Origin of the sequence: Streptacidiphilus sp. MAP12-33 (assembly GCF_041261265.1) — a bacterium.
Taxonomy (GTDB): domain Bacteria; phylum Actinomycetota; class Actinomycetes; order Streptomycetales; family Streptomycetaceae; genus Streptacidiphilus.
Map to the genome: position 1 here is coordinate 148,215 of NZ_JBGCCA010000003.1, position 23,000 is coordinate 171,214.

Genomic DNA, 23,000 nt, shown 5'->3' on the forward strand with positions numbered 1-23,000 from the left:
TTATGGCACACAAGGCAAAGTGATATGTCACACGGTATTGTCCGGCCGGAGTGGGGCTGGAAGTGTCCCTGTCACGCCTCAGCTCGGTCCCCGAGGCGCATCTGACCATCCGTCGATGAATGGAGTAGGGATGCGCTACCGCTCCACCCTGCCCGCAGTCCTGGCGAGCGGCCTGGCCGCCGCTGTCGCCATGGCGGGCTTCCTCGCCCCGGCCGCCGCGGCGGCCGGCGCCACCCAGGCGGCGCCGCACCCGGCCCACGGCGGCGTGGCGACCACCACGTCGCACCGTGCCGGGCCCGGGCCGCTCGGCCGCAACACCGGCGGCTCCGACACGCCCGCGAGCCGGCAGGGGCGCGGCAGCGTGGCCCAGCTGCGTCCGCAGTCCCCGCCCAAGCCGCTGACCGCCTCCCACGCCGGCGTGCACCGGCAGCTGACGGGACGTTCGTCGAGAGCGACGGCGACGGCCTCGTGTACCCCGGCCGACTTCGGCAGCCGCAGCGGAGCGGCCCTGGTCGCCTTCGTCGAGGCCAGCTCCACCGACTGCGTCAACAGCCTGTTCACCGTCACCGGCACCGACGCGGGCAGCGTGTTCGCCGAGCCGCAGATGCTCAGCGTCGCCAACGCGTTCACGGGCGCGTCCGCCGCCTACCCCGGTGACGACTCGACCGGCGTGTGGCAGCTCGTGCTCTTCCTGCGGGCGGGCTACTACGTGCAGTTCAACAACGCGGCCGCGGTCGGCAACTACGACGCCTCGCTGACCGCCGCCGTGCAGAGCGGCATGGACGCCTTCTTCGCCGACCCGCACTCCGCCGACGTCAGCGCCGGCAACGGCGACGTCCTGGGCGACGTGGTGATCCTCACCGACAGCGCCAACGACCAGGCGCACTACCTGAACACCTACAAGAAGATCCTCGGCGCCTTCGACGCGACGAGCTACGACGCCACCAACACCATGACCCCGGCCGTCAACGACGTCATGACCCCGCTGTGGCGCGGCTTCTGGGACACGAACTTCGTCAGCGCGGTGACCGCCGACCCGAGCGTCCTCACCACCCTCGACTCCTTCGCGCTCAGCCACACCGGCCTGCTCGGCGGCGACGATTCCTACCTGGAGGCCAACTCCGGCACCGACCTGGCTCACTTCGTCGGCCTGACGGCCCTTCAGGCGCAGGTGCGTCCGGAGGTCAAGGGCCTGCTGGCCGCGTCGGCGATCACCGGCCCGACCGCGCCGCTGTGGGTGGCCGTGGCCTCGCAGGAGAACGCCAACGACGCGGCGAACTGCGGCTACTACGGCACCTGCAACCTGGTGGCCCAGCTCACCGCCGCCGCCCTGCCGATCACCCACGCCTGCGACGCCACCCACACCATCGTGGCCCAGTCGCTGACCGACGCCCAACTGGCCGCGGCGTGCACCAGCGTGCTGAACGAGGACGCCTTCTTCCACAACGTGGTCAAGGACAACGGCCCGATACCCGGCCAGTACGAGAACTCGGTCAAGCTGGTGGTCTTCGCCAGCCGCGACGACTACGCGACCTACGCGGGCGCGATCTACGGCGTCGACACGAACAACGGCGGCATCACGCTCACCGGTGACCCGACCGACCCGAACAACCAGCCGATGTCGATCATGTACATCAAGAGCCCCGACGACGGCTTCGTGGCCGGCATCTGGAACCTCAACCACGAGTACACCCACGTGCTGGACGCCCGCTACGACATGAAGGGCGACTTCACCCAGCAGACCACCGTCCCCGACATCTGGTGGATCGAGGGTGTCGCGGAGTACGACTCCTACACCTACCGCGGCATCACCGACGACGAGGCGGTGTCCGAGGCGGCCAAGCACACCTACGCGCTGAGCACGCTCTTCCAGAGCACCTACGCCAACAGCGACACCACCCGCACCTACCCGTGGGGCTACCTTGCCGTCCGCTACATGCTGGAGAAGCACCCCCAGGACGTCTACAGCATGCTCGGCCACTTCCGCACCGGTGACTACGCGGGCGGCTACGCGGTCTACAACGGCGTGGGCACCCGCTACGACGCCGACTTCGACTCCTGGCTGACGGCCTGTGCCGCGGGCGCCTGCGCCCAGCCGGTCACCCTGCCTGCCTGCCCCGGCGCCGACACCCGGGTCCTGGGCCAGAACTGCTCGCGCACCGGCCAGGCCGAGACGGCCGGCAACCTCGACTACTTCTACCTCTGGCTGCCCGCGGGCACCACGACGCTGACGGTCTCCTCGACCGGCGGCACCGGCAGCGCCTCGCTCTACTACAACCCGAACGGCTGGGCCACACCCAGCGCCTACACGGCCTCGTCCACGAACGCCGGCACCGCGCAGAACCTGACCGTCACCAACACGACGGCCGGCTACCGGTACGTCAGCCTCTACGCGAACACCGACTTCAGCGGCGTCACCGTGACGACGCAGTACTGACCCGCACGGCCCCGCCGATCCGCGCGGTGCGCGGATCGGCGGGGCCGCCTGAGGTAGAACAGGTGGTGCCGCAGGATCGCAGTCAGGGAAGTGTCCGCGCAGACGGTGGAGGTCGCATGGCCAGGCTGGTCTACTCCGCGATCGCGTCCCTCGACGGGTACGTCGAGGACGCGGAGGGCAGGATCGACTGGGCGGCGCCGGACGACGAGGTCCACGCCTTCATCAACGACCTCGAACGCCCGATCGGCACCTACCTCTACGGCCGCCGGATGTACGAGACGATGGCGCCCTGGGAGGAGGTCTTCGCTGACGATGACCAACCGGGGCTCACCCAGGACTTCGCGACGATCTGGCGGTCGGCCGAGAAGATCGTCCACTCCCGCACGCTGACGGAGGCGACGACCGAGCGCACCCGGATCGAGCGGGAGTTCGACCCGGCGGTGATCCGGGCGCTCAAGGAGTCGGCCAAGGCCGACCTCACCGTCGGGGGCGCTGGGATCGCCGCCGCCGCGCTGGAGGCCGGGCTGGTGGACGAGTGCCACCTCTTCCTGAAGCCGATCGTGCTCGGCGGCGGCAAGCCCGTCCTGCCCGAGGGCTACCGCGTCCACCTGGAACTGCTGGCCGAACGCCGCTTCCGCAGCGGCGTCGTCCACCTCCACTACCGGGTGCCCTCCCGCGACCGGGGGGAAGCCTGACCCGGCTCCGAGCCGAGAGCCGGGTCAGGGGTCGGTGAGCCCGCGGAACTGCCACGCAGCAGCGAGGCGAGCGCCGCGACGACGGACATCGCCGCGGCCGCGCCGAAGACCGTGACCAGGCCGTGGTGGAACGGACCGGAGACCAGCTCGGGGAAGAAGCGGTTGCCGGTCAGCGTGGCGGCGGCGTGCGCGGGGAGCGTGTGCAGGACGCCGCTCGGGCCGAGCAGGTGGCCGATCGGGTTGCTGCCGAGGAAGGTCGCGAACAGCGTGCTGACCGGCGGCAGCGAGGCGATGTGCGCCGCGGTCCCCGCCGGGACGCCCTGTGCCTGTAGACCGCTGCTGAGGGTGTGCGGGAGCGTGCCGGACAGGCCGACGACCATCAGCGAGAAGAACAGGCCGATGGAGAGCGCCGAGCCGGAGTTCTGGAAGGTGGACCGCATGCCGGAGGCCACCCCGCGTCGCCCCGGCGGGACGCTGCCCATGATGGAGGAGGTGTTGGGCGCGGAGAACATTCCCTGTCCGAGCCCGCTGACGAACAGCAGCGCCGCGAACGCCGGGTAGGAGAAGTCCACCGGCAGCGCGACGAGCCCGAGGAACGAGACGGCGACGAGCACCAGGCCGGTGGTCGCGAAGAGCCGGGGGCCGTGGCGGTCGGACAGCCAGCCGGAGGCCGGGCCGCCCACCAGGAAGCCGACGGTCAGCGGCAGCATGAAAATGCCCGCCCACAGCGGCGTCGACTCGAAGCTGTAGCCGTGCAGCGGCAGCCAGATGCCCTGGAGCCAGACGATCAGCATGAACTGCATGCCGCCGCGCGCGATCGCGATGAGCAGCGCGGCGATGTTCCCCGCCGCGAACGCGCGGATGCGGAACAGCCCCAGCTCGAACATCGGATCGGCGACCCGGGTCTCGGCGAGGCAGAACGCGGCGAGCAGCGCCACGCCGCCGGTCAGTCCGGCGATGACCCACGGGTTGGTCCAGCCCGTCGAGTGGCCGCCGTAGGGCTGGATACCGTAGGTGACGGCGGCGAGCAGGCAGGCGGCACCGGCGGTGAAGGTGAGGTTGCCGATCCAGTCGATCCGGCCCGGCCGACGCGTGCCGACCTCGCGCAGGCTGCGGTAGGACCAGAAGGTGCCGACGACGCCGATCGGGACGCTCACCCAGAACACCGCGCGCCAGTCGATCGCGGCGAGCACGCCACCCGCCAGCAGCCCGAGGAACATCCCGGCCAGCGCGGTGATCTGGTTGATCCCGAGCGCCATGCCGCGCTGCCGCGTGGGGAAGGCGTCGGTGAGGATCGCGGCGGAGTTGGCGGTCAGCATCGAGCCGCCGACGGCCTGGACGATCCGGAACCCGATCAGCCACAGCGCCCCGGCCCCGGCGTGCAGGGGATCGAGGGAGAGCGCGAGCGAGGCGACCGAGAAGATCATGAAGCCGATGTTGTACATCCGCACCCGGCCGAACATGTCGCCGAGGCGTCCCAGCGCGACCACCAGGACGGCGGTCACCAGGGTGTAGCCGAGCATCATCCACAGCAGGTAGCCGATGTTGCCGGGGGAGAGCGGGTCGAGACCGATGCCGCGGAAGATCGCGGGCAGCGAGATGATCACGATGGAGGCGTCCACCGTCGCGATCAGCACGCCGAGCGTGGTGTTGGACAGCGCGACCCACTTGTAGCGGTCGCTGCGCGCGGCGGTCGCTCCTGCCGCGCCGAGGGCCTGGCCGGGTATCACAGCTGCTCCGCGATGCGCTCGAGAAGGGGCATGGTCTCCAGCAGCCGCCGCTGCTCGTCCGCGTCCAGGGATGCGCCCACCGCCGCCGTGAGCCGGTCCAGGGAGGCCGAGCGGCGGTCGGTCAGGAAGTGCAGCCCCTGCTCGGTGAGCGAGATCAGCTGGCGCCGGCCGTCGGTCGCGTCCGGCCGGCGCCCGACCAGTCCACGCGCCTCCAGCCCGGCCAGCGTGGTGGCCATTGCCTGCGGGCGCACCCGCTCCAGCCCGGCCAGCACGGTGGGCGACATCGGGCCGTCCCGGTCGAGCCGGGAGATGACCGAGACCTCGGACAGCGTCTGGTCGCCGACGGCGTGGGCCTGCCGCAGGGTCCGGGCGATCCGGCCCACGGCCAGCCGCAGGGACACGGCCAGCTCGTGTGCGTGGTCGGAGGGGGGAGTGGCTTCCATGAATACTTACAATAGATTAATCAATCTGATGTAACTACCCCCGGCCGCATGCTGGGATTCGGGGCTTCGGGCAGGGAGTCGAGGAATGCGCGGCCGCTCGGGGGCCGGGGAAGCGGAGCATCGATGACGCGGTGCCGCAGGACAGTGCAGCGGCACCGCGTCATCGGGTCAACCGGTCTCCCTGACGGTGGTTTCAGGTCAGGTGACGGTCCAGTGCTGCAGTGGGGAGGCGGTGTCGGGCTGTTGCGTGACGGGGGCGTTGTTCGCCGTCGACGCGGTGGTCAGCAACAGGGAGCTCGCGACGTTGGTGAGCGTGTAGCCGCCGCCGCTCAGCGGCGCGACCTGCCAGTGCTGGTTGGCGTTGCCCGTGCAGGTCCACTGGATGACCGGGTTGCCCGCGGCCGCCGAGCCGCCGCTGTCGTCGAGGCAGAGGCCGGAGGCGCCGTTGGTCAGCTGGTAGGAGCCGTCGGCCTGCTCGGTGAAGGTCCACTGCTGGTTGGCGCCGCCGTGCAGGGCCCAGGTGATCAGCTGCGTGCCCGTCGAGGTGGAGCTCGCCGGGTCGTCCAGGGCCTGGCCGGAGGTGGTGAGCGTGTGCGTGCCGTTCAGGCTCGGGGTGGCGTCGTCGAAGACCTCGAACTCGTAGAGGGAGTAGCCGTACTGGGTGCCGCGGGCGGTGCCGTACATCCGGATGTAGCGGCCGGTGCCGGTGAAGCCCGCCAGCGTCTCGGTGCCGCCGGTGCCGTTGGTCCGCGTGGACACCGTCGTCCAGGTGGTGCCGTCGTTCGACATCTGGATCAGGTAGTTCTTGCCGTACGCTGCCTCCCACGCCAGCACCACGCGGTTCACGGTCCGCACCGAGCCGAGGTCGACCTGGAGCCAGGTCGGGTCGGTGTACTGGCTCGACCAGCGGGTGGTCGTGTCGCCGTCGGTGGCGTTCGCGGCCGGGAAGTCCGCCGTCTCCACGCTGGACGCGGTGGTCGGCCTGCCCTGGGCCAGGTCGCCCGCGATCGTCGGGCCGACCCAGAGCGGGTTGCGCCCGATCGCGTCCATGATCGGGGCGAACGCGGCGTAGGTGGGGACGAGCTTCGGTGAGCCCCAGACCATCTGCGCCAGATCCCGCAGCGGGTACTTCAGGTTCGCGGCGGTCTGGTCGACGGTCTCCGCCGTCGGGGTGTCGCACCAGACGTGGATCAGCGATCCCAGGTTCCTGCTCGCGTCGTTGATCGTGTTCGAGCCCTGGAACAGGTCGGGGTTCCACGACTCGTACATCCACGTCGTGTCGGGCTTCGCGCCCCCGTAGACGTAGTACGTGGGCGTCCAGGACTCGTTGGCGACCGTGTGCCCGGCGTCGATCAGCTGCTGCGGGGTTTCGCCGTAGTTGTACCAGTACTCGACGACGATGTCGGGGTTCGGGGTGAGCGTCCCGTCCCCGGCGTCGATGCCGTCGTTCCACATCCGCATCGTCTTGCCGCCGGCCCGCACCAGCGAGTCGGCCCAGTTGACGAAGCCGTAGAAGGTGTCCTTGGCGGTGGCTTTGGCGCCGTAGTTCTGCTGGGCGTAGCTGAGCAGCTGCGGGTAGGCGCTGTAGTTGGTGACGTACTCGTCCGCGCCGAGGTGCCAGTAGGGCGAGTTGGTGAACAGCGGCTCGTACTCCTTGATCAGGTCACTGATCAGCTGGCGCGCTCCGGGGATGGTCAGGTCGATGTAGCTGCTGCTGACGTTCCCCGAACTGTCCTTGAGCCGGTAGTCCTTGCCGATGGAGAGCTCGCCGCTCAGGATCGCGTCCATGTGGCCCGGCATGTCGATCTCCGGCACGACCATCACGTGGTACTGCGCGGCGAGCGCGATGATGTTCGCGATGTCCTGCTTGGAGTAGTGCTGCGGCGAGGTGATCTCGGGGTGCGTGCTGCTCTCCAGCCGGAAGCCGAAGGTGTCGGACAGGTGCAGGTGCAGGTAGTTCAGCTTCAGGTAGGACATGTCGCGGATCTCGTTCTCGACCCAGGCGGTGGGGAAGAAGTTCCGCCCGGTGTCGATCATCAGGCCGCGCTCCTGCTTGACCGGCCAGTCGCGCGCGGTGCCCGCCGCGATCGTCGGCCCCTGGTGCAGGAGTTGGAGTACGGTCCGGGTGCCCCAGAACTCGCCGGTCGTCGTCGAGCCGGAGATCACCACGCTCGACCCGACGGTCATCTGGTAGCCCTCGGCGGGCAACGAGGCAGCGCCGAGGGTGAGTTCGACGTCCCCGGCCGAGGGAGCCCCCTGGGCGACGGCGACGGTGCGGCCCTCCAGGGCCGACAGGTCGGTCGCGAAGGTGGTGGCGTCCGCGGTGAGCTGCGACGCGTAGGCCGGATCCACGACCACCCGCGAGGCGGCGCCCCAGCTGAACGAGCCGGTCCCGGCCGTCCACTGCTGGAGGGCCGGGACCGTCTGCGGGGTGGTCGTGGCCGCCTTGGTGGTGGCCGCGGCCTCGGGCGCCGGGGCGACGCCGAAACCGAGGGCCGCGGCGAGTGCCGCCGTGCCGAGGAGCTTGAGTATGCGCATGGCCTGCCTGCCCGGACTGTGGAGGGGAGGTGGTGCATGACGGTGAGACGGTGAGATGCTGAGCGAATATGCGCGGTCTAGACCTCGTTCGCGCTGCATTGCGCAGTATTGAGCAGTGGCGTCGTCATGACAAGAGCGAGTGCTCGCCGCTTTGCCGACCCGGGAGCCCCGGTCCTACCGTTGAGCTGGGAGGGAGCAACCGCGCGCCGGTGAACGGAGCTCCTCATGGCCGACAACAGGGCCCTCGACAACTGGGACTTCCTGCGCACCCCGCGCCAGGACTGGCCACTGCGGCCGGTCGCGGAGCGGGTCGGGGACTGGGGCGAGGTGCACGCGACCCGGCGGCTGCTGCCGATCGTCGCGGACCAGGCGAGCCGCTGCATGGACTGCGGCATCCCCTTCTGCCACAGCGCCTGCCCGCTGGGGAACCTCATCCCGGAGTGGAACGCCCTGGTGGCCAGGGACGACTGGCGCGACGCCGCCGAGCGGCTGCACGCGACCAACAACTTCCCCGAGTTCACCGGATTCCTGTGCCCCGCGCCCTGCGAGAGCGGGTGCGTGCTCGGCATCGACGATGCGCCCGTGACGATCAAGGCGATCGAGGCGGCGGTCGCTGTCCGTGCGTGGGAGGAGGCGTGGGAGTGCCCGAGGCCGCCGGAGCGGCACAGCGGGCGCAGCGTCGCCGTGGTCGGCTCCGGCCCGGCCGGGCTCGCCTGCGCCCAGCAGCTGACGCGCGCGGGCCACACCGTCGTGGTCTACGAGCGCGACGACCGGCCCGGCGGGTTGCTGCGCTACGGCATCCCCGCGTTCAAGATGGACAAGGCGCTGCTCGACCGCCGCCTGGCCCAACTCGTCGCCGAGGGAACGCGGTTCCGCACGGGAGCGGACATCGGCGGCGCGGCGGGCGCGGGAGCCCTGCTGACCCGCCACGACGCCGTCGTGATTGCCGTCGGCGCCACCGCCGCGCGCGAACTCCCCGTCACCGGGCGGGAGCTGGCGGGCGTACACCAGGCGATGACCTACCTCACGCAGGCCAACCGGGTGCAGGAGGGCGACTACGCGCACCCGCCGATCAGCGCTGCGGGCCGGCACGTGGTGATCATCGGTGGCGGCGACACCGGCGCCGACTGCCTCGGCACCGCGCTGCGGCAGGGCGCTGCGTCCGTCGTGCAGCTCGACATCAAGCCGCAGCCCGGCGTCGAGCGTGCCGCGAACGAGCCCTGGCCCGTCCACGCGCGGGTGCACCGGGTCAGCCCCGCCCACCAGGAGGGCGGCCAACTGGTCCGCGACGGTGCGGTGCAGGCCGGTGACCGCACGGGCCTTCCCGGCGAGGACGCGCTGCGCGACGTGCGCGTCTACTCCGCCGCGACGGTCAGCTTCGACGGCGACGCGCAGGGCCGGGTGACCGCGCTGCGCCTGGCCGACGCGGAGGCCGGCACGCGCCGTGCGCTGCCCGGCACGGAGCGGGTGATCCCGGTCGACCTGGTCCTGCTCGCCCTCGGCTTCACGGGACCCGAACCCGGTGGCCTCACCGCGCCGTTCGCCCTCCGCACCACCCCGACCGGCGCCTTCGCCCGCGACGCCCACTACGCGGGCGGCCGCCCCGGCGTCTTCGTCGCGGGCGACGCGGGGCGGGGCCAGTCCCTGGTCGTCTGGGCGATCGCCGAAGGCCGCGCAGCGGCCGCCTGCGTCGACGCCTACCTCAACCCCGACGGCACCACCACCCTCCCGCTCCCGGTGGCCCCGACGGACCGCCCGATGGCACTCTGAGCCCCAGCGGGCCGGTGCCCGCGCCCGGGCGGGTCCGCCGGCGCTCGCGCTGCTTGGCTGCGCGGCTTGCCGTCGCGCCGGCGCTGCTCGGCTGCCTCCCCTGCTGCCCTTGCTGCCTGAGCGTGCTCGCGCTGCCGGCGAGGCCGGGGCTCGCACTGCTCGACCGGGCCGTTGGCCGCCCGTGCGGCGCGCCCCCGCTCGGGCTCGTCTGCGGCCCATACCACCTGCCCCCGAGTTCCCCGCGCCCCCGCTCGGGCTCGTCTGCGGCCCATGCCACCTGCCCCCGAGTTCCCCGCGCCCCCGCTCGGGCTCGTCTGCGGCCCATACCACCCGGCCTTTTGCATTCCCCGCGTCGCCCGAGCCGCTGGCGGGCCGTTGGCCGCCGGTGCCGCGCGCCCTCGCTCGGGCTCGTCTGTGCCCACGCTACGATGCCACCCGCGCCGCCGTGGGCCCCGAGCCGCTGGCGGGCCGTTGGGCGCCCGTGCGGCGCGCCCTCGCTCGGGCTCGTCTGTGCCCACGCCACGGTGCTACCCGCGCCGCCGTGGGCCCCGAGCCGCTGGCGGGCCGTTGGGCGCCCGTGCGGCGCGCCCTCGCTCGGGCTCGTCTGGGGCCCGCGCCACCCGGGTCCCCGCCCCTCGTGCCACCCGCGCCGCTGTGCGCCCCGCGTGGCTCCGGCCCCGGCGCGGAATCTGATGATCCGTCTACTTACCCAACCCACACCTCCGGACGCGTGTCCCGACGCAACGCCTGGGCCCCGTGAGGTAGTCATGCTCATGGGGGGAACGTGATCGACCAGGCGTCCGCCCGCGCGCGGCCGTCTCCCCGCCGCGCGGGACGTCACCACCCGCGAGGGAAACCCATGAGCCACACCATCGGACGCCGCCTCGGCGTGACCGCGTTCGTCGCCGCGCTCGCGCTCGGCGCCGCGCCCGTTCTGGCCGCTCCCGCGTTCGCCGCCACGGCGAAGGCGCCGAAGGCGTCCAAGGTCCACTCCGCCGCGCAGGACCCGTCCCCGGTCGACACGCTGATGCGTGACGCCGAGGTGCGTTACGCCGACGCGCACTGGAACTGGACCGCGTGGAACGACAGCACGCCCGTTGCCTTCGGTGCCGACCAGCCGAACTACCAGTGCGCCGAGTTCGTCGCCCGCTCGCTGGCCGCGGCCGGCCTGATACCGGGTCTGTCGCCCGACGCCCCGCAGAACGACTACTTCACGTACCACGCCCCCAACGGCGAGGTCTACGACCTGCTGCTGATCTCGGACCTGCCGCAGTACCACAACCTCGCCGACTACCTCCACGACAGCGGCATCGGTGTCGACCTCGGCGACCACCCGGAGCTCGCGCAGCCGGGCGACGTCGTGGTCACCTACGCGGGCCCGGACGGCACCAAGAGCCACACCGGGCTCGTCGTCACCGCCCAGACGCCCACCAGCGAGCCGCTCGTCGACGGGCACAACCACGCCCGCATCGACTACGGCTACCACTACTTCGCGCCCTCGCACCTGGTCCAGCTGGTGCCGAACGCGCTGGCCGAGGTGTGGACCTGGACGCTGGAGCAGGAGCTGCTGCACGGCCCGTGGCAGCCCACGCCCACGCCGTCGGGCCCGGGGAACACCGCCCCGCACCTGGCGCCGCGCCTGATGGGTGACCCGGCGGGTCCGCAGGTCTGATCCGTCGTCGTGGGGGGGGGGCGGGGGGGCGCCCCCCCCCCCCCCCCCCCCCCGGGGGGGGGGGGCGGGGGGGCCCCCCCCCCCCCCCCCCCCCCCCCCCCCCCCCCCCCCCCCCGCGGCCCCCCCCCCCCCCCCCGCGGGCCCCGCCCCCCCCCCCCCGGGGCCCCCCCCGGGGGGGGGGCGGGGGGGGGCCGGGGGGGGGGGGGGGGCGGGGGGGCCGGCCCCCGGGCCCCGCCCACGGCAGTCACCTCCGGAGTTGGGCCTCCGCGTCGGCCACGATCTCCTGCAGGCGCAGCCCGTGCGCGGCGTCCAGCGGGTGGCCCGCGCCGCCCCGCACCGCCTGTGCGAACTCCGCCGTCAGGGCGGCGAACGGCTCCTCCAGCTGATCCGGCCAGGTGAGCCGGGCGTGACCGCGCGCGCCGAACACCTCGACCCGGGGGAGCGGCAGGGTGCCGCCCGCGAACGCCGTCATCGCGGCCTGGCTGAGCGCGCCGCTCTCGTGCTCCAGCGTCAGCGCCACCCAGCCGAGCGGGTCGCCCTGCGCCCGGACCCCGACGACGCGGCCGAGCGCGGCGTCGAGCAGGTCCACCAGGTGCGGGCCGAGGTCCAGCAGCGCGCCGCGCTCCAGTCGCCAGGGCGTCGCGAACGGGCTCTCGCGCAGCGCGCCCGCGAACGACGCCGTCCCGCCCAGCGGTTCGAGCGCGGGGACGCGCGCCAGGAAGTCCCGCGTGGACGCGGCGTAGCGGGCGGTCAGCACCATCTGCGAGACGACGCCCGCCTCGGCGACGGCGTCGGCGAGGCGCCGTGCGGCGTCCAGGTCCAGCGCGAGCGGCTTCTCCAGCAGGACCGCCTTTCCGGCGCGGACGGCACGCAGCGCCAACTCGGCCTGGACGTCCGGCGGGACGCAGAATGCGACCGCCTCGCAGGCGTCGAACAGCTCTTCCAGCCGCGTGAACACGGGCGCGCCGTGCGGCGCCGCCACCTCCGCGGCTGCCTCGGGCCGGCGCGCCCACACTCCGGCGAGCTGCGTCGCCTCACCGCCAGCCAACGCGGGCGCATGCGCCATCCCGGCCCACGGCCCGGCCCCGACCAGTCCCACCGCCAGACGATCACTCATGCGCCCGAGCCTAACCCGGCCCCGGCCGGAAGTCCCCGCCCCGGAAGTCCCCGGCCCCGAAGTCCCCGCCCCGGAAGTCCCCGGCCCGACAGCCCGCTCCCCCCACGCGCCGTCCCGCCGCCAGGCCCCGCGCGGTGCGTTCCGGTCTCGTCCGGGCTCCTCTCGTCCGGGCCCCGCCTGCGGCTGTGCTGCCCGCGCCCCGTGCCCCCCCGTGCCCCCGTGCCCCCCCGTGCCCCCGTGCCGCGGTCGTGGCCCCCGTGCCCCGTGCCCCGTGCCCCGCGCCGCGGTTGTGGCCCCGTGCCCCGTGCCCCGTGCCGCGGTCGTGGCCCGTGTCGCGGCGCCGGTTCTGCCGTGTTCCTGACGCTCCGCCGCCCGTCCCGTTACTGTTCGGTAGTAATCACCCCTCGTGCCGGAAGGCGACCGTCCACCATGACTCACGCGCACGCGCACGCGAACGCGGACCGCGCCTCGTACGGACTGGCCGATCTCGCCGCCCTGCTGAGGGACGGTCACCTCACCTCCCGCGCCGCCGTCGCGCACTCGCTCGCGCGGATCGAGGAGACGCAGCCGACGCTCAACGCCTTCCGCAGGGTCCGCGCCGAGGCCGCGTCGGCGGAGGCGGAGCAGGCGGACCGGCGGCTCGCGGCGGGGGAGCGGCTGCCGTTGCTGGGTGTGCCGGTGGCGGTCAAGGACGACACCGAGGTCGCGGGCGAGCCGACCGCGTTCGGCTGCGCCGGAGTGTTCCCGGTCGCGCGGGAGGACGGGGAGGTCGTGCGGCGCCTGCGCGCCGCCGGCGCGGTGATCGTCGGGAAGTCCAACACCCCCGAGATCGGCCAGTGGGCCTTCACCGAGGGCCGGGGCTTCGGCGTCACCCGCAACCCGTGGGACCTCGACCGCACCCCCGGTGGCTCCTCCGGCGGTGCCGCCGCCGCGGTCGCGGCGGGGGTGGTGCCCGCGGCGGTCGGTTCCGACGGGGCGGGCTCGGTACGCATCCCGGCCGCGTGGACGAACCTCGTCGGCATCAAGCCGCAGCGCGGCCGCATCTCCGCCTGGCCGGAACCCGAGCCGTTCCACGGCCTGACCGTGTTCGGGCCGCTGGCCCGCACCGTCGCCGACGCGGCCCTACTGCTCGACGTCGCGTCCGGCAGCGCGCCGGGGGACCTGCACCGGCCCGACCCGGTGACGTTCCTGCCGGCCGCCGGGCGCGACCCGGGCCGCCTGCGGATCGGCCTCTCCTTCGGCACCGCCTTCGCCATCCACCCGCTGCGCCTCGACCCGGAGATCCGCGCGGCCACGCTCGCCCTGGCCGAGAGCCTGGCCCGGCTGGGCCACGAGGTGGTGGAGGTCGAACCCCGGTACGGCCTCGTCGGCCCGGCGCAGCTGCCGCGCGCCCTCGCGGGCGTCCGCGCCTGGGCGCGGCGGGTGCCGGACCCGGCGCTGCTCGACCCGCGTACGCGCGTGAACATCCGGCGCGGCGCGCTGCTCGACGGCCCGCTGCTGCGCCTCGCCCGCGCGGCGGAGGCGCCGTTGCAGCGCCGGATCGGCGCCGTCTTCGACACCGTCGACGTGCTGCTCACCCCCACCACGGCCGCACCGCCCCCGCGCGTGGGCTCCACCGACGACCTCGGCCCGGGTGCGATGGACCGTGCCATGATCACCACCTGCCCGTACGCGTGGCCGTGGAACGTCGTGGGCTGGCCCGGCGTCAACGTCCCGGCCGGCTTCACCACGGGCGGGCTGCCGATCGGCTGCCAGCTGCTCGGGCCGTACGCGTCCGAGGCGCGCCTGATCTCGCTCGCCGCCCAACTGGAGGCGGACCGCCGCTGGGACCTGCTACGGCCTCCGGCCCTGTGACGACTGCTCCGCGGGCGGGGAGGCCAGCACGCAGCGCGTGCCGGTGTAGATCGTCGGCATGCACTTGTTGCAGTGCACGCACAGCGACGGCGTCTCCGGGCGTTCGCGCAGCCGGTTGGGCAGGTCCGGTTCGCGCAGCAGTGCCCGGGCCATCGCGACGAACTCGAAGCCCTCGGTCATCGCCCGGTCCATCGTCGCGCGCCTCGTGACGCCGCCGAGCAGCACCAGCGGAAGCTTCAGCGCCGCGCGGAACTGGAGCGCGCTGTCCAGCAGGAACGCCTCCTGGTACGGGTAGGCGCGCAGGAACCGGCCGCCGGCCAGGCGCACACCGAGCCGCAGCGGCTGCGGCATCGCGGCGGCGAACTCGCGCAGGGGCGCCTCGCCGCGGAACAGGTACATGGGGTTGAGCAGGGAGCTCCCCGCGGTCAGCTCCAGCGCGTCGACGCTGCCGTCCGCCTCGATCCACCGCGCGACCTGCACGCTCTCGTCCAGCCAGAGGCCGCCCGGCACGCCGTCGTCCATGTTCAGCTTGGCGAGGATGGCGATCCGGTCCCCGACGGCGTCACGCACCGCCCGGCAGACCTCGCGGGCGACGCGGGCGCGGGCGGGGAGCGCGCCGCCGTACTCGTCGCGGCGCCGGTTCAGCCGGGGGCTGAGGAAGGAACTGGCGAAGTAGTTGTGCCCGAGGTGCACCTCGACCGCGTCGAAGCCCGACTCGGCCGCCAGCAGCGCCGCGTCCGCGTGGGCGCGGGTGATCCGCGCGATGTCCTCCCGCGTCGCCGCCCGCACGCGCGCCCGCGACTGCGGGCTGAACGACCCCGACGCCGCGAGCGCCGGCAGCCGGTTCGACCGCCCGTCCGCGACCGGCCCGGCGTGCCCGATCTGCGCGGACACCGCCGCGCCCTCCGCGTGCACCGCCTCCGTGAGCCGCCGGAGCCCGGGGACCGCCTCGGGCCGCATCCAGATCTGCCGCCGCTCCGTCCGCCCCTCGGGCGCGACGGCGCAGTAGGCGACGGTCGTCATCGCCACGCCGCCGGCAGCATGCCGGCGGTGGAACGCGATCAGCTCGTCCGACACCAGCGCGTCCCGGGTCACCCCCTCGAAGGTGGCGGCCTTGATGATCCGGTTCCGCAGGGCCACCGGACCGAGCCGCGCCGGCTCGAAGACGTAGGGAACAGACACGGCTTCTCTCCCGTCCTTGCGACGAGGGCCCGTCGGCCACCTGGTTGGATCGCAGCATGACGGACTGGAGCAAGCTTCACCATGCCTACGGCCCGGCGACCCATCCCCGATCTGCTGGAGCAGGCCGCCGCCGGCCCGGGGCCGAGTGCGGCGAGCCCTTCCATGTGCCGGAGGTGATCCTCGCCCGCGGGTAGCCGATCGAATCAGTTGCGATGGCAATCGATTCGATCGTCTTGACCTCGCCTTGCGCGTGAACGAGCTGTAGGGTGGTCCGCATGACGGTCGACTTCTTCTCCCACGAGGCACTGCCCGCGCCGCAGATCAGTGATGACGAGGCGCGGCGGATCGCTGCCGGGCTCGGGATGGACGGGTGGGTCGAGGGGCTCGGCAGTCAGCAGGACGCGAACTTCCTGGTGCGTGGGGAGGGCCACGAGATCCTCGCCGTGCTGAAGATCGCGAACCCGGCGTTCGGCGCCGCCGAGGTCGAGGCGCAGGACGAGGCCGCGGACCGGATCGCCGCAGCCCACCCCGGGCTGCGGGTCGCCAGCGTGCTGCGGCACGAGGACGGCACGCGGCGGGCCGCCGTCGTCGGGAGTGCGAGCGGGCCGGTCGTGGCGCGGCTGCTGCGGCATCTGCCCGGCGGCACGCTCACCGGCCCGCGCCATCTGCCGCCGCGTGCCGTCGCCGCGATGGGACGGATCGCCGGACAGGTCAGCACCACCCTGCGGGAGTTCGCCCACCCCGGCCTCGACCGTGTGCTGCAGTGGGACCCCCGCCACGCCGAGCGCGTGCTCGCGCTGCTGCTGCCGCACGTCGCCGACCCCGCCCAGCGCGCCGCCGTCACCGAGGCCGCCGCGGACGCGTCGCGGCGACTGGACGCCGTGCGGGCCGAGCTGCCGCTCCAGGCCGTCCACATGGACCTCACGGACGACAACGTCGTCGCGGCCGGTGGCGAGCGGATCCCGCTGCCGGACGGCATCATCGACTTCGGTGACCTGGCCACCAGTTGGGCAGTCGGAGAGCTGGCGATCCCGCTCTCCTCCCTCCTGCACCACGACGGCACGGAGCCGCACGACGTGCTGCCCGCCGTCGCCGCCTTCCACGCCGAGCGGCCGCTCAGCTCCGCCGAGGCGAGCGCGCTGTGGCCGCTGGTCGTGCTGCGCGCCGCCACGCTCGTCGCCAGCGGACGCCAGCAGGCCGCGATCGACGGCGAGCAGAACGCCTACGTGCGTGCCGCGCTGGAGCGCGAGTGGCGGATCTTCGAGCAGGCCGTGAGCGTGCCGACGCAGGTCATGACCGGGCTGCTGCTCGACCACCTCGGCCTGGCCGTTGCCCACCCGGCGCCGATCCCGGCCGCCCCGCTCGTCGCGGACCTCAAGCCCGCGGACATCGCCCTGCTCGACCTCACCGTCGATGCCGACGCCATGGACCACGGCGCCTGGCTGGAGCCCGGACTGGAGGACCGGCTCGCCGGCGACCTGCTCGGCGACGGCGCGGCCCTGGTCGTCGCCCCCTACGCCCAGGCCCGGCTCAGCCGTTCACGGATGCTCGCCGCCAGCTCCCCGGCCACCGTCGCCACCGGCACGGAACTGCGCTTCGGCCGCGACGCCGTGCTCCAGGCCCCCGCGGACGCGACAGTGCTGCGCGCTGAGCCGGGCGGCATCGACCTCGCACTCGGTGAGCTGACGCTCCGTCTGGAAGTGGACGCCGCCCGGCCGGAGGTCACGATTGGTGGCCAGGTCCGCGCGGGGGAACGGCTGTTCGCGCTGCCCGCCGGTGCCCGCGCGCACGTCGCCCTGCACCGCGCGGACGCGCCGGACGTGCCCGCGCTGGTGCGGCCCGAGTACGCGGACGGGTGGCTCGCGCTGACCGCCGACCCCGCCCCGCTCCTCGGCCTGCCTGCCGCGACCCGACGCGCGACCGGCGACGCGGCCCTGCTGGCCCGCCGCGCCGCGTCCTTCGCCTCCGTGCAGGGCCACTACTACGACGCGCCCCCGCGCATCGAGCGCGGCTGGCGGCACCACCTGGTCTCCGACCAGGGCCGCGCCTACCTCGACATCGTCAACAACGTCAGTGCGATCGGCCACGCCCACCCCGCCGTCGAGCGGGCCGTCACACGGCAGTTGCGCCGCCTGAACACCAACTCCCGCTTCCACTACGGCGCGGTCGTGGAGTTCACCGAGCGCCTCGCCGCGCTGCTGCCGGATCCCCTGGACACTGTGTTCCTGGTCAACTCCGGCTCCGAGGCCGTGGATCTCGGGATCCGCCTGGCGATCGGCGCGACCGGCCAGGACGACGTGGTGGCGCTGCGTGAGGCCTACCACGGCTGGACCTACGCCTCCGACGCCGTCTCCACCTCGCTCCAGGACAACCCCAACGCCCTGGAGACCCGCCCGAGCTGGGTCCACACCGTGGACTCGCCCAACTCCTACCGAGGCCACCACCGTGGCGCCGAGGCCGCCCGCTACGCGCCCGAGGCGGTCCGCGCCATCGACGAACTCGCCGCCTCCGGCCGGGCGCCGGGCGCCTTCCTCGGCGAGACCTGGTACGGCAACGCGGGCGGCGTCGCCCTGCCCGACGGCTACCTGGAGCAGGTCTACGCCGCCGTACGCCGCCACGGCGGGCTGGCGATCGCCGACGAGGTCCAGGTCGGCTACGGGCGGCTCGGCCACTGGTTCTGGGGCTTCGAGCAGCAGGGCGTCGTCCCCGACATCGTCTGTGTGGCCAAGGCCATGGGCAACGGACACCCGCTCGGCGCGGTCATCACCTCCCGCGAGGTCGCCGAACGCTACCGCGACCAGGGCTACTTCTTCTCCTCCACCGGCGGCAGCCCCGTCTCCTCGGTGGTCGGCAGCACCGTCCTCGACGTGCTGCGCGACGAGGACCTCCAGGGCAACGCGGTCCGCGTCGGCGCCCGGCTCAAGGCCGGGCTGGCGGCGCTCGGCGAGCGCCACCCGCTCGTCGGCGCCGTCCACGGCTCCGGCCTCTACCTCGGTCTGGAACTCGTCCGCGACCGCGCCACGTTGGAGCCCGCCACCGAGGAGACGGCGGAGCTGTGCGACCGCATGCTCGACCTCGGCGTCGTCGTCCAGCCGACCGGCGACCACCTCAACGTCCTGAAGATCAAGCCGCCGCTGTGCATCGACGCCGACGCGGTCGACTTCTTCACCGCGACGCTCGACCGCGCCCTCGGGGAACTGGGGTTCTGACGCAACCCCTCACCAGGTGAGCGGGCCGTTCGCGTCGAAGTAGCCGCCGGTCGGGCCTCCGGGCCCGACCGAGGCCATCCGCACGATGACCTCCGCGCCCTGCTCCACCGTCTGCCGGCCCGCGTGCTGGTTGAGATCGGTGGCCGTGTGGCCCGGCTCGACCGCGTTGATCCGCATCGCGGGGAACGCCTTGGCGAACTGCACCGTCACCATGTTCACCGCCGCCTTGGACGCCGGGTAGGCGACGCCGGGATAGCCGTGCACCCGGTGCGTCGGGTCGGCCACCGACGCGACCGAGGCCAGCCCGCTGCTGACGTTCACCACGACCGGAGCGGCCGACCGCTCCAGCAACGGCAGGAACGCGTGGGTGACCCGCACCAGCCCGACCACGTTGGTCTCCAGCACCGCGTGCATCACCTCGCCGGTCAGCCCGGCCGCGCCGACGATGCCGCCGTCCGGCCCGTAGACCTCGATCCCGGCGTTGTTGACCAGCACGTCCAGGCCGCCGTCCGCCGCGACGCTCTTGGCCGCGGCCTCCACCGAGGCGTCGTCGGTCACGTCCAGCTGCACGAAGCGCGCGCCCAGCCGCTCTGCGGCCTCCTGGCCGCGCCCCGCGTCCCGGCTGCCGACGTAGACCGTGTGGCCCAGTTCCAGGAGCCGCCGCGCCGTCTCGAAGCCCAGGCCCTTGTTGGCACCGGTGATCAGTGTCGTCGTCATACGCACCATCGTGCCCGAGGGCAGGCGCTAGGACAGGTAGTTCTCGACCTCCGAGGCGGGCCGCACCCGGGCCTCGTCCGGGTCCTGGCCCGCGTCGATCCGGGCGCGGCGCTGGCGCAGCAGGTCCCAGCACTGGTCCAGTTGCGCCTCCAGCGCGGAGAGGCGGTCGCGCTCGGTGTCGGCGTCGATGCGCTGGGCCGACAGCTGGTCGCGCAGATCCCGCTCCTCGCTGACGAGCTCGTGGATCCGGGCGAGGATCGAGTCGTCGGTGCCGGGGCTCTGCTGGCTCATGCGGATCACCCTCCGGGGGAAGACGGCTGCAACAGAGCCCAGTCTCCCGCGCCTGCGGCCGATCCGCAGGGCGAGTGGCCCCCGACGACGGCGTGGCGCCGCGGTCGCGGACTGTTCAACGCACGGGCATTGCCCTGTTCCGGTCACGACCCCCACCATGGCCGTCGGGCGCCCGGCCCGGACGCCCACGCTCCGCGCCTTCGGGAGGACGTCATGGCAGTTCGGTTACGCACCCTGTCCGCGCTCGGCATCGCGGCCGGCCTCGCCCTCGTCGCCGCACCAGCGGCCCACGCCGACGGGGTCGTCGACCCCGCGCCGATCGGCCCGAACCAGTTCTTCACCGGCCAGGTCAACGGCACCGGTACCGACGGGGCCATCCAGATGGCCTGCTTCGGCCCGCTGACGCCGGGCGAGACCGGCCACCCCCTCTCCGGCCAGACCGTCGACGTCCTTCCCGCCCCCGCTGCCGGCACCGCCGACGTCGGCTACACCGGCAGCGCCGCCACCCACATCGAGGTGGGCTTCGGCGCGGCGTCGACCACCACGCCGGTCACCCTCGGCTTCTACGCCGTCAGGGCCGCGATCCCCACCACCCTGGTCCTCCCCTGCGCGGGCACCGGCACGGTCGTGTTCACCCCGGCCCCGGGCAGCCCCACCGCGCGGCCCGCGACCCTCGCCGTCCGGTACGTGCCGCAGCCCTGAGGTCGCACCCACCGCGGGCGCACGGTGTCCCTGCGTCCGCGGTGAGGGCTCAGTCCTGAGCGGCGACCCGGGCGAAGAGCCCGGGGTCGCGCAGCCCTACGCAGTCGTTCGCCCAGAACGCCTCGGAGTAGACGAACGTGCCGGTCATCCAGGGTTCGTACGAGGACAGCCTCGCGACCTGGAACGCCGGATCCGGGATACGCAGCGAAGGTGAGCGGAATCCGCACGCGCTGGCCCGCTCGAAACCGAGCGTCCCGTAGTAGGACGGCGAACCCTCCAGAAAGACCAGCGGTACGCCGCGGTCGTCAGCTGCTTCCAGGGCTGCCCTGACCAGTTGGGTGCCGACTCCGTGGCGCTGGTGGTCCGGGTGGACACCGAGGGGCGACAGGCTGAGGACGTCGACCAGCCGGGGCTGGGAGTCCAGACGGCAGCCGCTGAGCATGACGTGCCCGACAACCTCGTCACGGCTGGTGGCGACGAGCGAGACGGGCTCGATCCCTCCCGCTCCGCCCCGAAGCGCCTCGACCAGATCGGGGACGTGGTCCGGATCATCGAAGGCGAGCGCCTGCACCCGGCGGACCGCCGGATGGTCCTGGACCTGCTCGGGTCTGATCGCGTAGGCGAGGGTCATGGCCGTCAGGGTAGGCAGCCGGCCCCGTACGGGCGAACGGATTTGTCAGGCGAACAAATGTGCGGGCTCTCAGGGTTGCTCGCCTGCCCAGGCATGCCGGAGCAGTACCTCCAACTCCTCACGGCCCACCGGCCGCGGGTTCGCGTACGGCGCGGACAGCACCTCCTCGGCCACCCTCGGCAGATCCTCCGCGCGGACGCCCAGCTGACGCAGCGAGGTAGGTGCCCCCAGCGAATGCGCCAGCGCGCGCAGCGCGGCGGCCGGGTCGTCCGTGCCGAGGGCGCGGGAGAGCGTGGCGCGGGCGGCGGGCGCGGCGGGGAGGTTGACGGCGGCGACGTACGGCAGCAGCACGGCGTGGGTCTCCGCGTGCGGCAGGTCCAGCAGGCCGCCCAGGACGTGGCAGAGCTTGTGGTGCAGGCCCATCGTCGTCGTGCCCAGGCACGCGCCGCACAGCCAGGCGCCCTGGAGGGCCAGGGCGCGCGTGGCGAGGTCCTTCGGGTCGCGCGTCAGCGCGGGCAGCGCGGCGGCGAGGTCGCGGGCGCCCGCCTCCGCCATCGCGGCGACGACCGGCGAGCCGTCCGGCGCGTACAGCGCCTCGACGGCGTGGGCGAGGGCGTTGAGACCGCTGGTCACCGACACCGGGACGGGCAGATCCAGCGTCAGCTCCGGGTCGTACAGCACCGTCCGCGGCAGCACCGCGCGGTCGCGGCCGGTCTGCTTGCGGGCGTTCTCGGTCAGACCCCAGATCGGGGTGAGCTCCGAGCCGGCGTAGGTCGTCGGAACGGCGACGCTCGGCAGGCCGTGGCGCAGTGACAGCGCCTTGGCCAGGCCCACGGTCGAGCCGCCGCCGATCGCGACGCAGCCGTTGGCCGCCGCCGCGCGGGCGGCCTCGGCGGCGGCCGTCACGGTGGCGACGGGCACGTGCATCCGGGCACCGTCGAAGATCCCGGCGGCGGACCCGCCGAGCAGCGCGGCGGCCTGCTCGGCCAGCGCGCCCCGGCCGGGGGTGCTCAGCACCAGCACCCGCCGCAGGCGCAGCCGCGCCGTCTCGGCGGGCAGCTCGGCCAGTGCGCCCGCGCCGAAGACGACACGTGACGGCAGCGCCTCGTGGACGGACGGTGCCACGGAAGGTGTCATCGGGTTGCCTCCTTCGGGCCGGCCAGCCGCACGGTGACGTCCGCGTGCCGGAACGGAGTGTCCACGCCGTGGACGGCGGCCTGCGCCGCGTCGCTGACCTCGGCGAAGTCGACCACCAGGCCCGGCCGCACCGCGAACACCGCGTCGCCGTCCAGGTACGGGCTGCCCGCGACGAACAGGTGCGTGGTCAGGGTGCGGAAGCCCGGCGCCGCCACCATGAGGTGGACGTGCGCGGGACGGTAGGGGTGCCGGTGCGCGGCCGTCAGCAGTCGCCCGACCGGTCCGTCCGTCGGGATCGGGTAGTGGCTCGGCACGACCGTCCGGAACCGGAACGCGCCCTGGGCGTCGGCGGTGAACAGGCCGCGCCCGTTGCCCTGCGGCTGCACGCCCGGCTGCTGGACGTCGTAGAAGCCGTGGTCGTCGCACTGCCACACGTCGACCGAGGCTCCCGGCACCGGGGCGCCGGTGCTGTCCGTGACCCGGCCGGTGACCACACACGGCGTGCCGGTGCCGACGAGGTCGATGGACTCGCCGAGGGCGCGTGGCGGCGACCCGGTCTGGTGGAACGGGCCGAGCACGGTGCCCTCGGTGCTCTCCGGATCGCCGTTCACCACCTCCACCAGCGAGGAGACTCCGAGTACGTCGGAGAGCATCACGAACTCCTGTCGCGTGTCGTCACACATGTGCCCGACGGCGGTGAGGAAGTCGACCGCCTGCGCCCACTCCCGCTGGGTCGGCCGCAGCTCCCGCACGAGCGCGTGCAGGTGCCGGGTGACGGCCTCCAGCACCTCCCGGGTCCGGGGCTCCGGTGCGACGCCGAAGCTCGCGACCACCCGCGCGGTGAGGTCCTGCCCGTCCTGGTCCACGTTCCGCTC

Annotated in this window: 17 protein-coding genes; 7 read left to right on the forward strand and 10 right to left on the reverse strand. The window is 73.6% G+C overall.

Annotation, left to right across the window (positions count from 1 at the left end; translation table 11 throughout):
* Positions 1-130 precede the first annotated feature (130 nt).
* A complete protein-coding gene (locus ABH931_RS05120) occupies positions 131-2,437 on the forward strand; it encodes a M9 family metallopeptidase (protein WP_370110297.1) in 2,307 nt (768 codons plus the stop codon).
* Between the two features lie 116 nt (positions 2,438-2,553).
* Positions 2,554-3,132 carry a dihydrofolate reductase family protein gene (locus ABH931_RS05125; protein WP_370110298.1) on the forward strand — a complete coding sequence of 193 codons (579 nt, stop codon included), beginning with the start codon at positions 2,554-2,556 and terminating at the stop codon, positions 3,130-3,132.
* Here the strand turns inward: ABH931_RS05125 and ABH931_RS05130 are convergent.
* The 3 genes from ABH931_RS05130 to ABH931_RS05140 form a co-directional block, all read right to left on the reverse strand.
* Positions 3,096-4,862 carry an MFS transporter gene (locus ABH931_RS05130; protein WP_370110299.1) on the reverse strand — a complete coding sequence of 589 codons (1,767 nt, stop codon included), beginning with the start codon at positions 4,860-4,862 and terminating at the stop codon, positions 3,096-3,098. The two genes, ABH931_RS05125 and ABH931_RS05130, sit on opposite strands and share 37 nt — an antisense overlap.
* The gene (locus tag ABH931_RS05135; protein WP_370110301.1) at positions 4,859-5,305 is read right to left on the reverse strand and encodes a MarR family winged helix-turn-helix transcriptional regulator; all 447 of its coding nucleotides are present in this window, start codon (positions 5,303-5,305) and stop codon (positions 4,859-4,861) included. Before ABH931_RS05135 ends, ABH931_RS05130 begins: the two co-directional genes overlap by 4 nt.
* A 198-nt stretch (positions 5,306-5,503) precedes the next feature.
* Positions 5,504-7,843, reverse strand: a complete 2,340-nt coding sequence (locus tag ABH931_RS05140; RefSeq protein WP_370110303.1) for a family 20 glycosylhydrolase — start codon at positions 7,841-7,843, stop codon at positions 5,504-5,506.
* A gap of 225 nt (positions 7,844-8,068) precedes the next feature.
* Between ABH931_RS05140 and ABH931_RS05145 the strand changes: the two genes are divergently transcribed.
* Together ABH931_RS05145 and ABH931_RS05150 are read left to right on the forward strand one after the other, a co-directional pair.
* The gene (locus tag ABH931_RS05145; RefSeq protein ID WP_370110305.1) at positions 8,069-9,613 is read left to right on the forward strand and encodes a glutamate synthase subunit beta; all 1,545 of its coding nucleotides are present in this window, start codon (positions 8,069-8,071) and stop codon (positions 9,611-9,613) included.
* Positions 9,614-10,472: 859 nt separating this feature from the next.
* Positions 10,473-11,285 (forward strand): amidase domain-containing protein, encoded by an 813-nt coding sequence (locus ABH931_RS05150; RefSeq protein ID WP_370110307.1) that lies wholly within the window; start codon positions 10,473-10,475, stop codon positions 11,283-11,285.
* Positions 11,286-11,529: 244 nt separating this feature from the next.
* Here ABH931_RS05150 and ABH931_RS05155 read toward each other — a convergent pair whose 3' ends face one another.
* On the reverse strand, positions 11,530-12,402 hold the full coding sequence (locus tag ABH931_RS05155) for a Gfo/Idh/MocA family protein (protein ID WP_370110309.1): 873 nt from the start codon (positions 12,400-12,402) through the stop codon (positions 11,530-11,532).
* Positions 12,403-12,831: 429 nt separating this feature from the next.
* On the opposite strand from ABH931_RS05155, the gene ABH931_RS05160 reads away from it, so the two are divergent.
* Positions 12,832-14,256, forward strand: a complete 1,425-nt coding sequence (locus ABH931_RS05160; RefSeq protein ID WP_370110311.1) for an amidase — start codon at positions 12,832-12,834, stop codon at positions 14,254-14,256.
* Here the strand turns inward: ABH931_RS05160 and ABH931_RS05165 are convergent.
* The gene (locus ABH931_RS05165) at positions 14,236-15,438 is read right to left on the reverse strand and encodes an NADH:flavin oxidoreductase (RefSeq protein WP_370110313.1); all 1,203 of its coding nucleotides are present in this window, start codon (positions 15,436-15,438) and stop codon (positions 14,236-14,238) included. The two genes, ABH931_RS05160 and ABH931_RS05165, sit on opposite strands and share 21 nt — an antisense overlap.
* Positions 15,439-15,713: 275 nt before the next feature.
* Here ABH931_RS05165 and ABH931_RS05170 point away from each other — a divergent pair, with 275 nt between their 5' ends.
* Positions 15,714-18,647, forward strand: a complete 2,934-nt coding sequence (locus ABH931_RS05170; protein ID WP_370110315.1) for an aminotransferase — start codon at positions 15,714-15,716, stop codon at positions 18,645-18,647.
* Between the two features lie 9 nt (positions 18,648-18,656).
* On the opposite strand, the gene ABH931_RS05175 is transcribed toward ABH931_RS05170, so the two are convergent.
* A complete protein-coding gene (locus tag ABH931_RS05175) occupies positions 18,657-19,364 on the reverse strand; it encodes an SDR family NAD(P)-dependent oxidoreductase (protein WP_370110317.1) in 708 nt (235 codons plus the stop codon).
* A gap of 27 nt (positions 19,365-19,391) precedes the next feature.
* Positions 19,392-19,655: a DUF2630 family protein gene (locus ABH931_RS05180; RefSeq protein WP_370110319.1), complete on the reverse strand. Its 264-nt coding sequence runs from the start codon at positions 19,653-19,655 to the stop codon at positions 19,392-19,394.
* Positions 19,656-19,868: 213 nt separating this feature from the next.
* Between ABH931_RS05180 and ABH931_RS05185 the strand changes: the two genes are divergently transcribed.
* Positions 19,869-20,357 carry a hypothetical protein gene (locus ABH931_RS05185; RefSeq protein ID WP_370110320.1) on the forward strand — a complete coding sequence of 163 codons (489 nt, stop codon included), beginning with the start codon at positions 19,869-19,871 and terminating at the stop codon, positions 20,355-20,357.
* A gap of 49 nt (positions 20,358-20,406) precedes the next feature.
* Here ABH931_RS05185 and ABH931_RS05190 read toward each other — a convergent pair whose 3' ends face one another.
* The 3 genes from ABH931_RS05190 to ABH931_RS05200 all read right to left on the reverse strand — a co-directional run bounded on the left by ABH931_RS05190 (position 20,407) and on the right by ABH931_RS05200 (position 22,991).
* Positions 20,407-20,988 carry a GNAT family N-acetyltransferase gene (locus tag ABH931_RS05190; RefSeq protein ID WP_370110322.1) on the reverse strand — a complete coding sequence of 194 codons (582 nt, stop codon included), beginning with the start codon at positions 20,986-20,988 and terminating at the stop codon, positions 20,407-20,409.
* 69 nt (positions 20,989-21,057) lie between these two features.
* On the reverse strand, positions 21,058-22,125 hold the full coding sequence (locus ABH931_RS05195) for a maleylacetate reductase (RefSeq protein ID WP_370110324.1): 1,068 nt from the start codon (positions 22,123-22,125) through the stop codon (positions 21,058-21,060).
* On the reverse strand, positions 22,122-22,991 hold the full coding sequence (locus tag ABH931_RS05200; protein WP_370110326.1) for a dioxygenase: 870 nt from the start codon (positions 22,989-22,991) through the stop codon (positions 22,122-22,124). The genes ABH931_RS05195 and ABH931_RS05200 overlap by 4 nt, the downstream gene beginning before the upstream one ends.
* Positions 22,992-23,000 lie beyond the last annotated feature (9 nt).

Bases quoted from the DNA above. Each gene is read 5' to 3' on its own strand.
- ABH931_RS05180 (WP_370110319.1), bottom strand. From the start codon at position 19,655: ATGAGCCAGCAGAGCCCCGGCACCGACGACTCGATCCTCGCCCGGATC.
- ABH931_RS05195 (WP_370110324.1), bottom strand. From the start codon at position 22,125: ATGACACCTTCCGTGGCACCGTCCGTCCACGAGGCGCTGCCGTCACGT.
- ABH931_RS05160 (WP_370110311.1), top strand. From the start codon at position 12,832: ATGACTCACGCGCACGCGCACGCGAACGCGGACCGCGCCTCGTACGGA.
- ABH931_RS05175 (WP_370110317.1), bottom strand. From the start codon at position 19,364: ATGACGACGACACTGATCACCGGTGCCAACAAGGGCCTGGGCTTCGAG.
- ABH931_RS05185 (WP_370110320.1), top strand. From the start codon at position 19,869: ATGGCAGTTCGGTTACGCACCCTGTCCGCGCTCGGCATCGCGGCCGGC.
- ABH931_RS05145 (WP_370110305.1), top strand. From the start codon at position 8,069: ATGGCCGACAACAGGGCCCTCGACAACTGGGACTTCCTGCGCACCCCG.
- ABH931_RS05155 (WP_370110309.1), bottom strand. From the start codon at position 12,402: ATGAGTGATCGTCTGGCGGTGGGACTGGTCGGGGCCGGGCCGTGGGCC.
- ABH931_RS05125 (WP_370110298.1), top strand. From the start codon at position 2,554: ATGGCCAGGCTGGTCTACTCCGCGATCGCGTCCCTCGACGGGTACGTC.
- ABH931_RS05150 (WP_370110307.1), top strand. From the start codon at position 10,473: ATGAGCCACACCATCGGACGCCGCCTCGGCGTGACCGCGTTCGTCGCC.
- ABH931_RS05140 (WP_370110303.1), bottom strand. From the start codon at position 7,843: ATGCGCATACTCAAGCTCCTCGGCACGGCGGCACTCGCCGCGGCCCTC.
- ABH931_RS05190 (WP_370110322.1), bottom strand. From the start codon at position 20,988: ATGACCCTCGCCTACGCGATCAGACCCGAGCAGGTCCAGGACCATCCG.
- ABH931_RS05135 (WP_370110301.1), bottom strand. From the start codon at position 5,305: ATGGAAGCCACTCCCCCCTCCGACCACGCACACGAGCTGGCCGTGTCC.
- ABH931_RS05170 (WP_370110315.1), top strand. From the start codon at position 15,714: ATGACGGTCGACTTCTTCTCCCACGAGGCACTGCCCGCGCCGCAGATC.
- ABH931_RS05120 (WP_370110297.1), top strand. From the start codon at position 131: ATGCGCTACCGCTCCACCCTGCCCGCAGTCCTGGCGAGCGGCCTGGCC.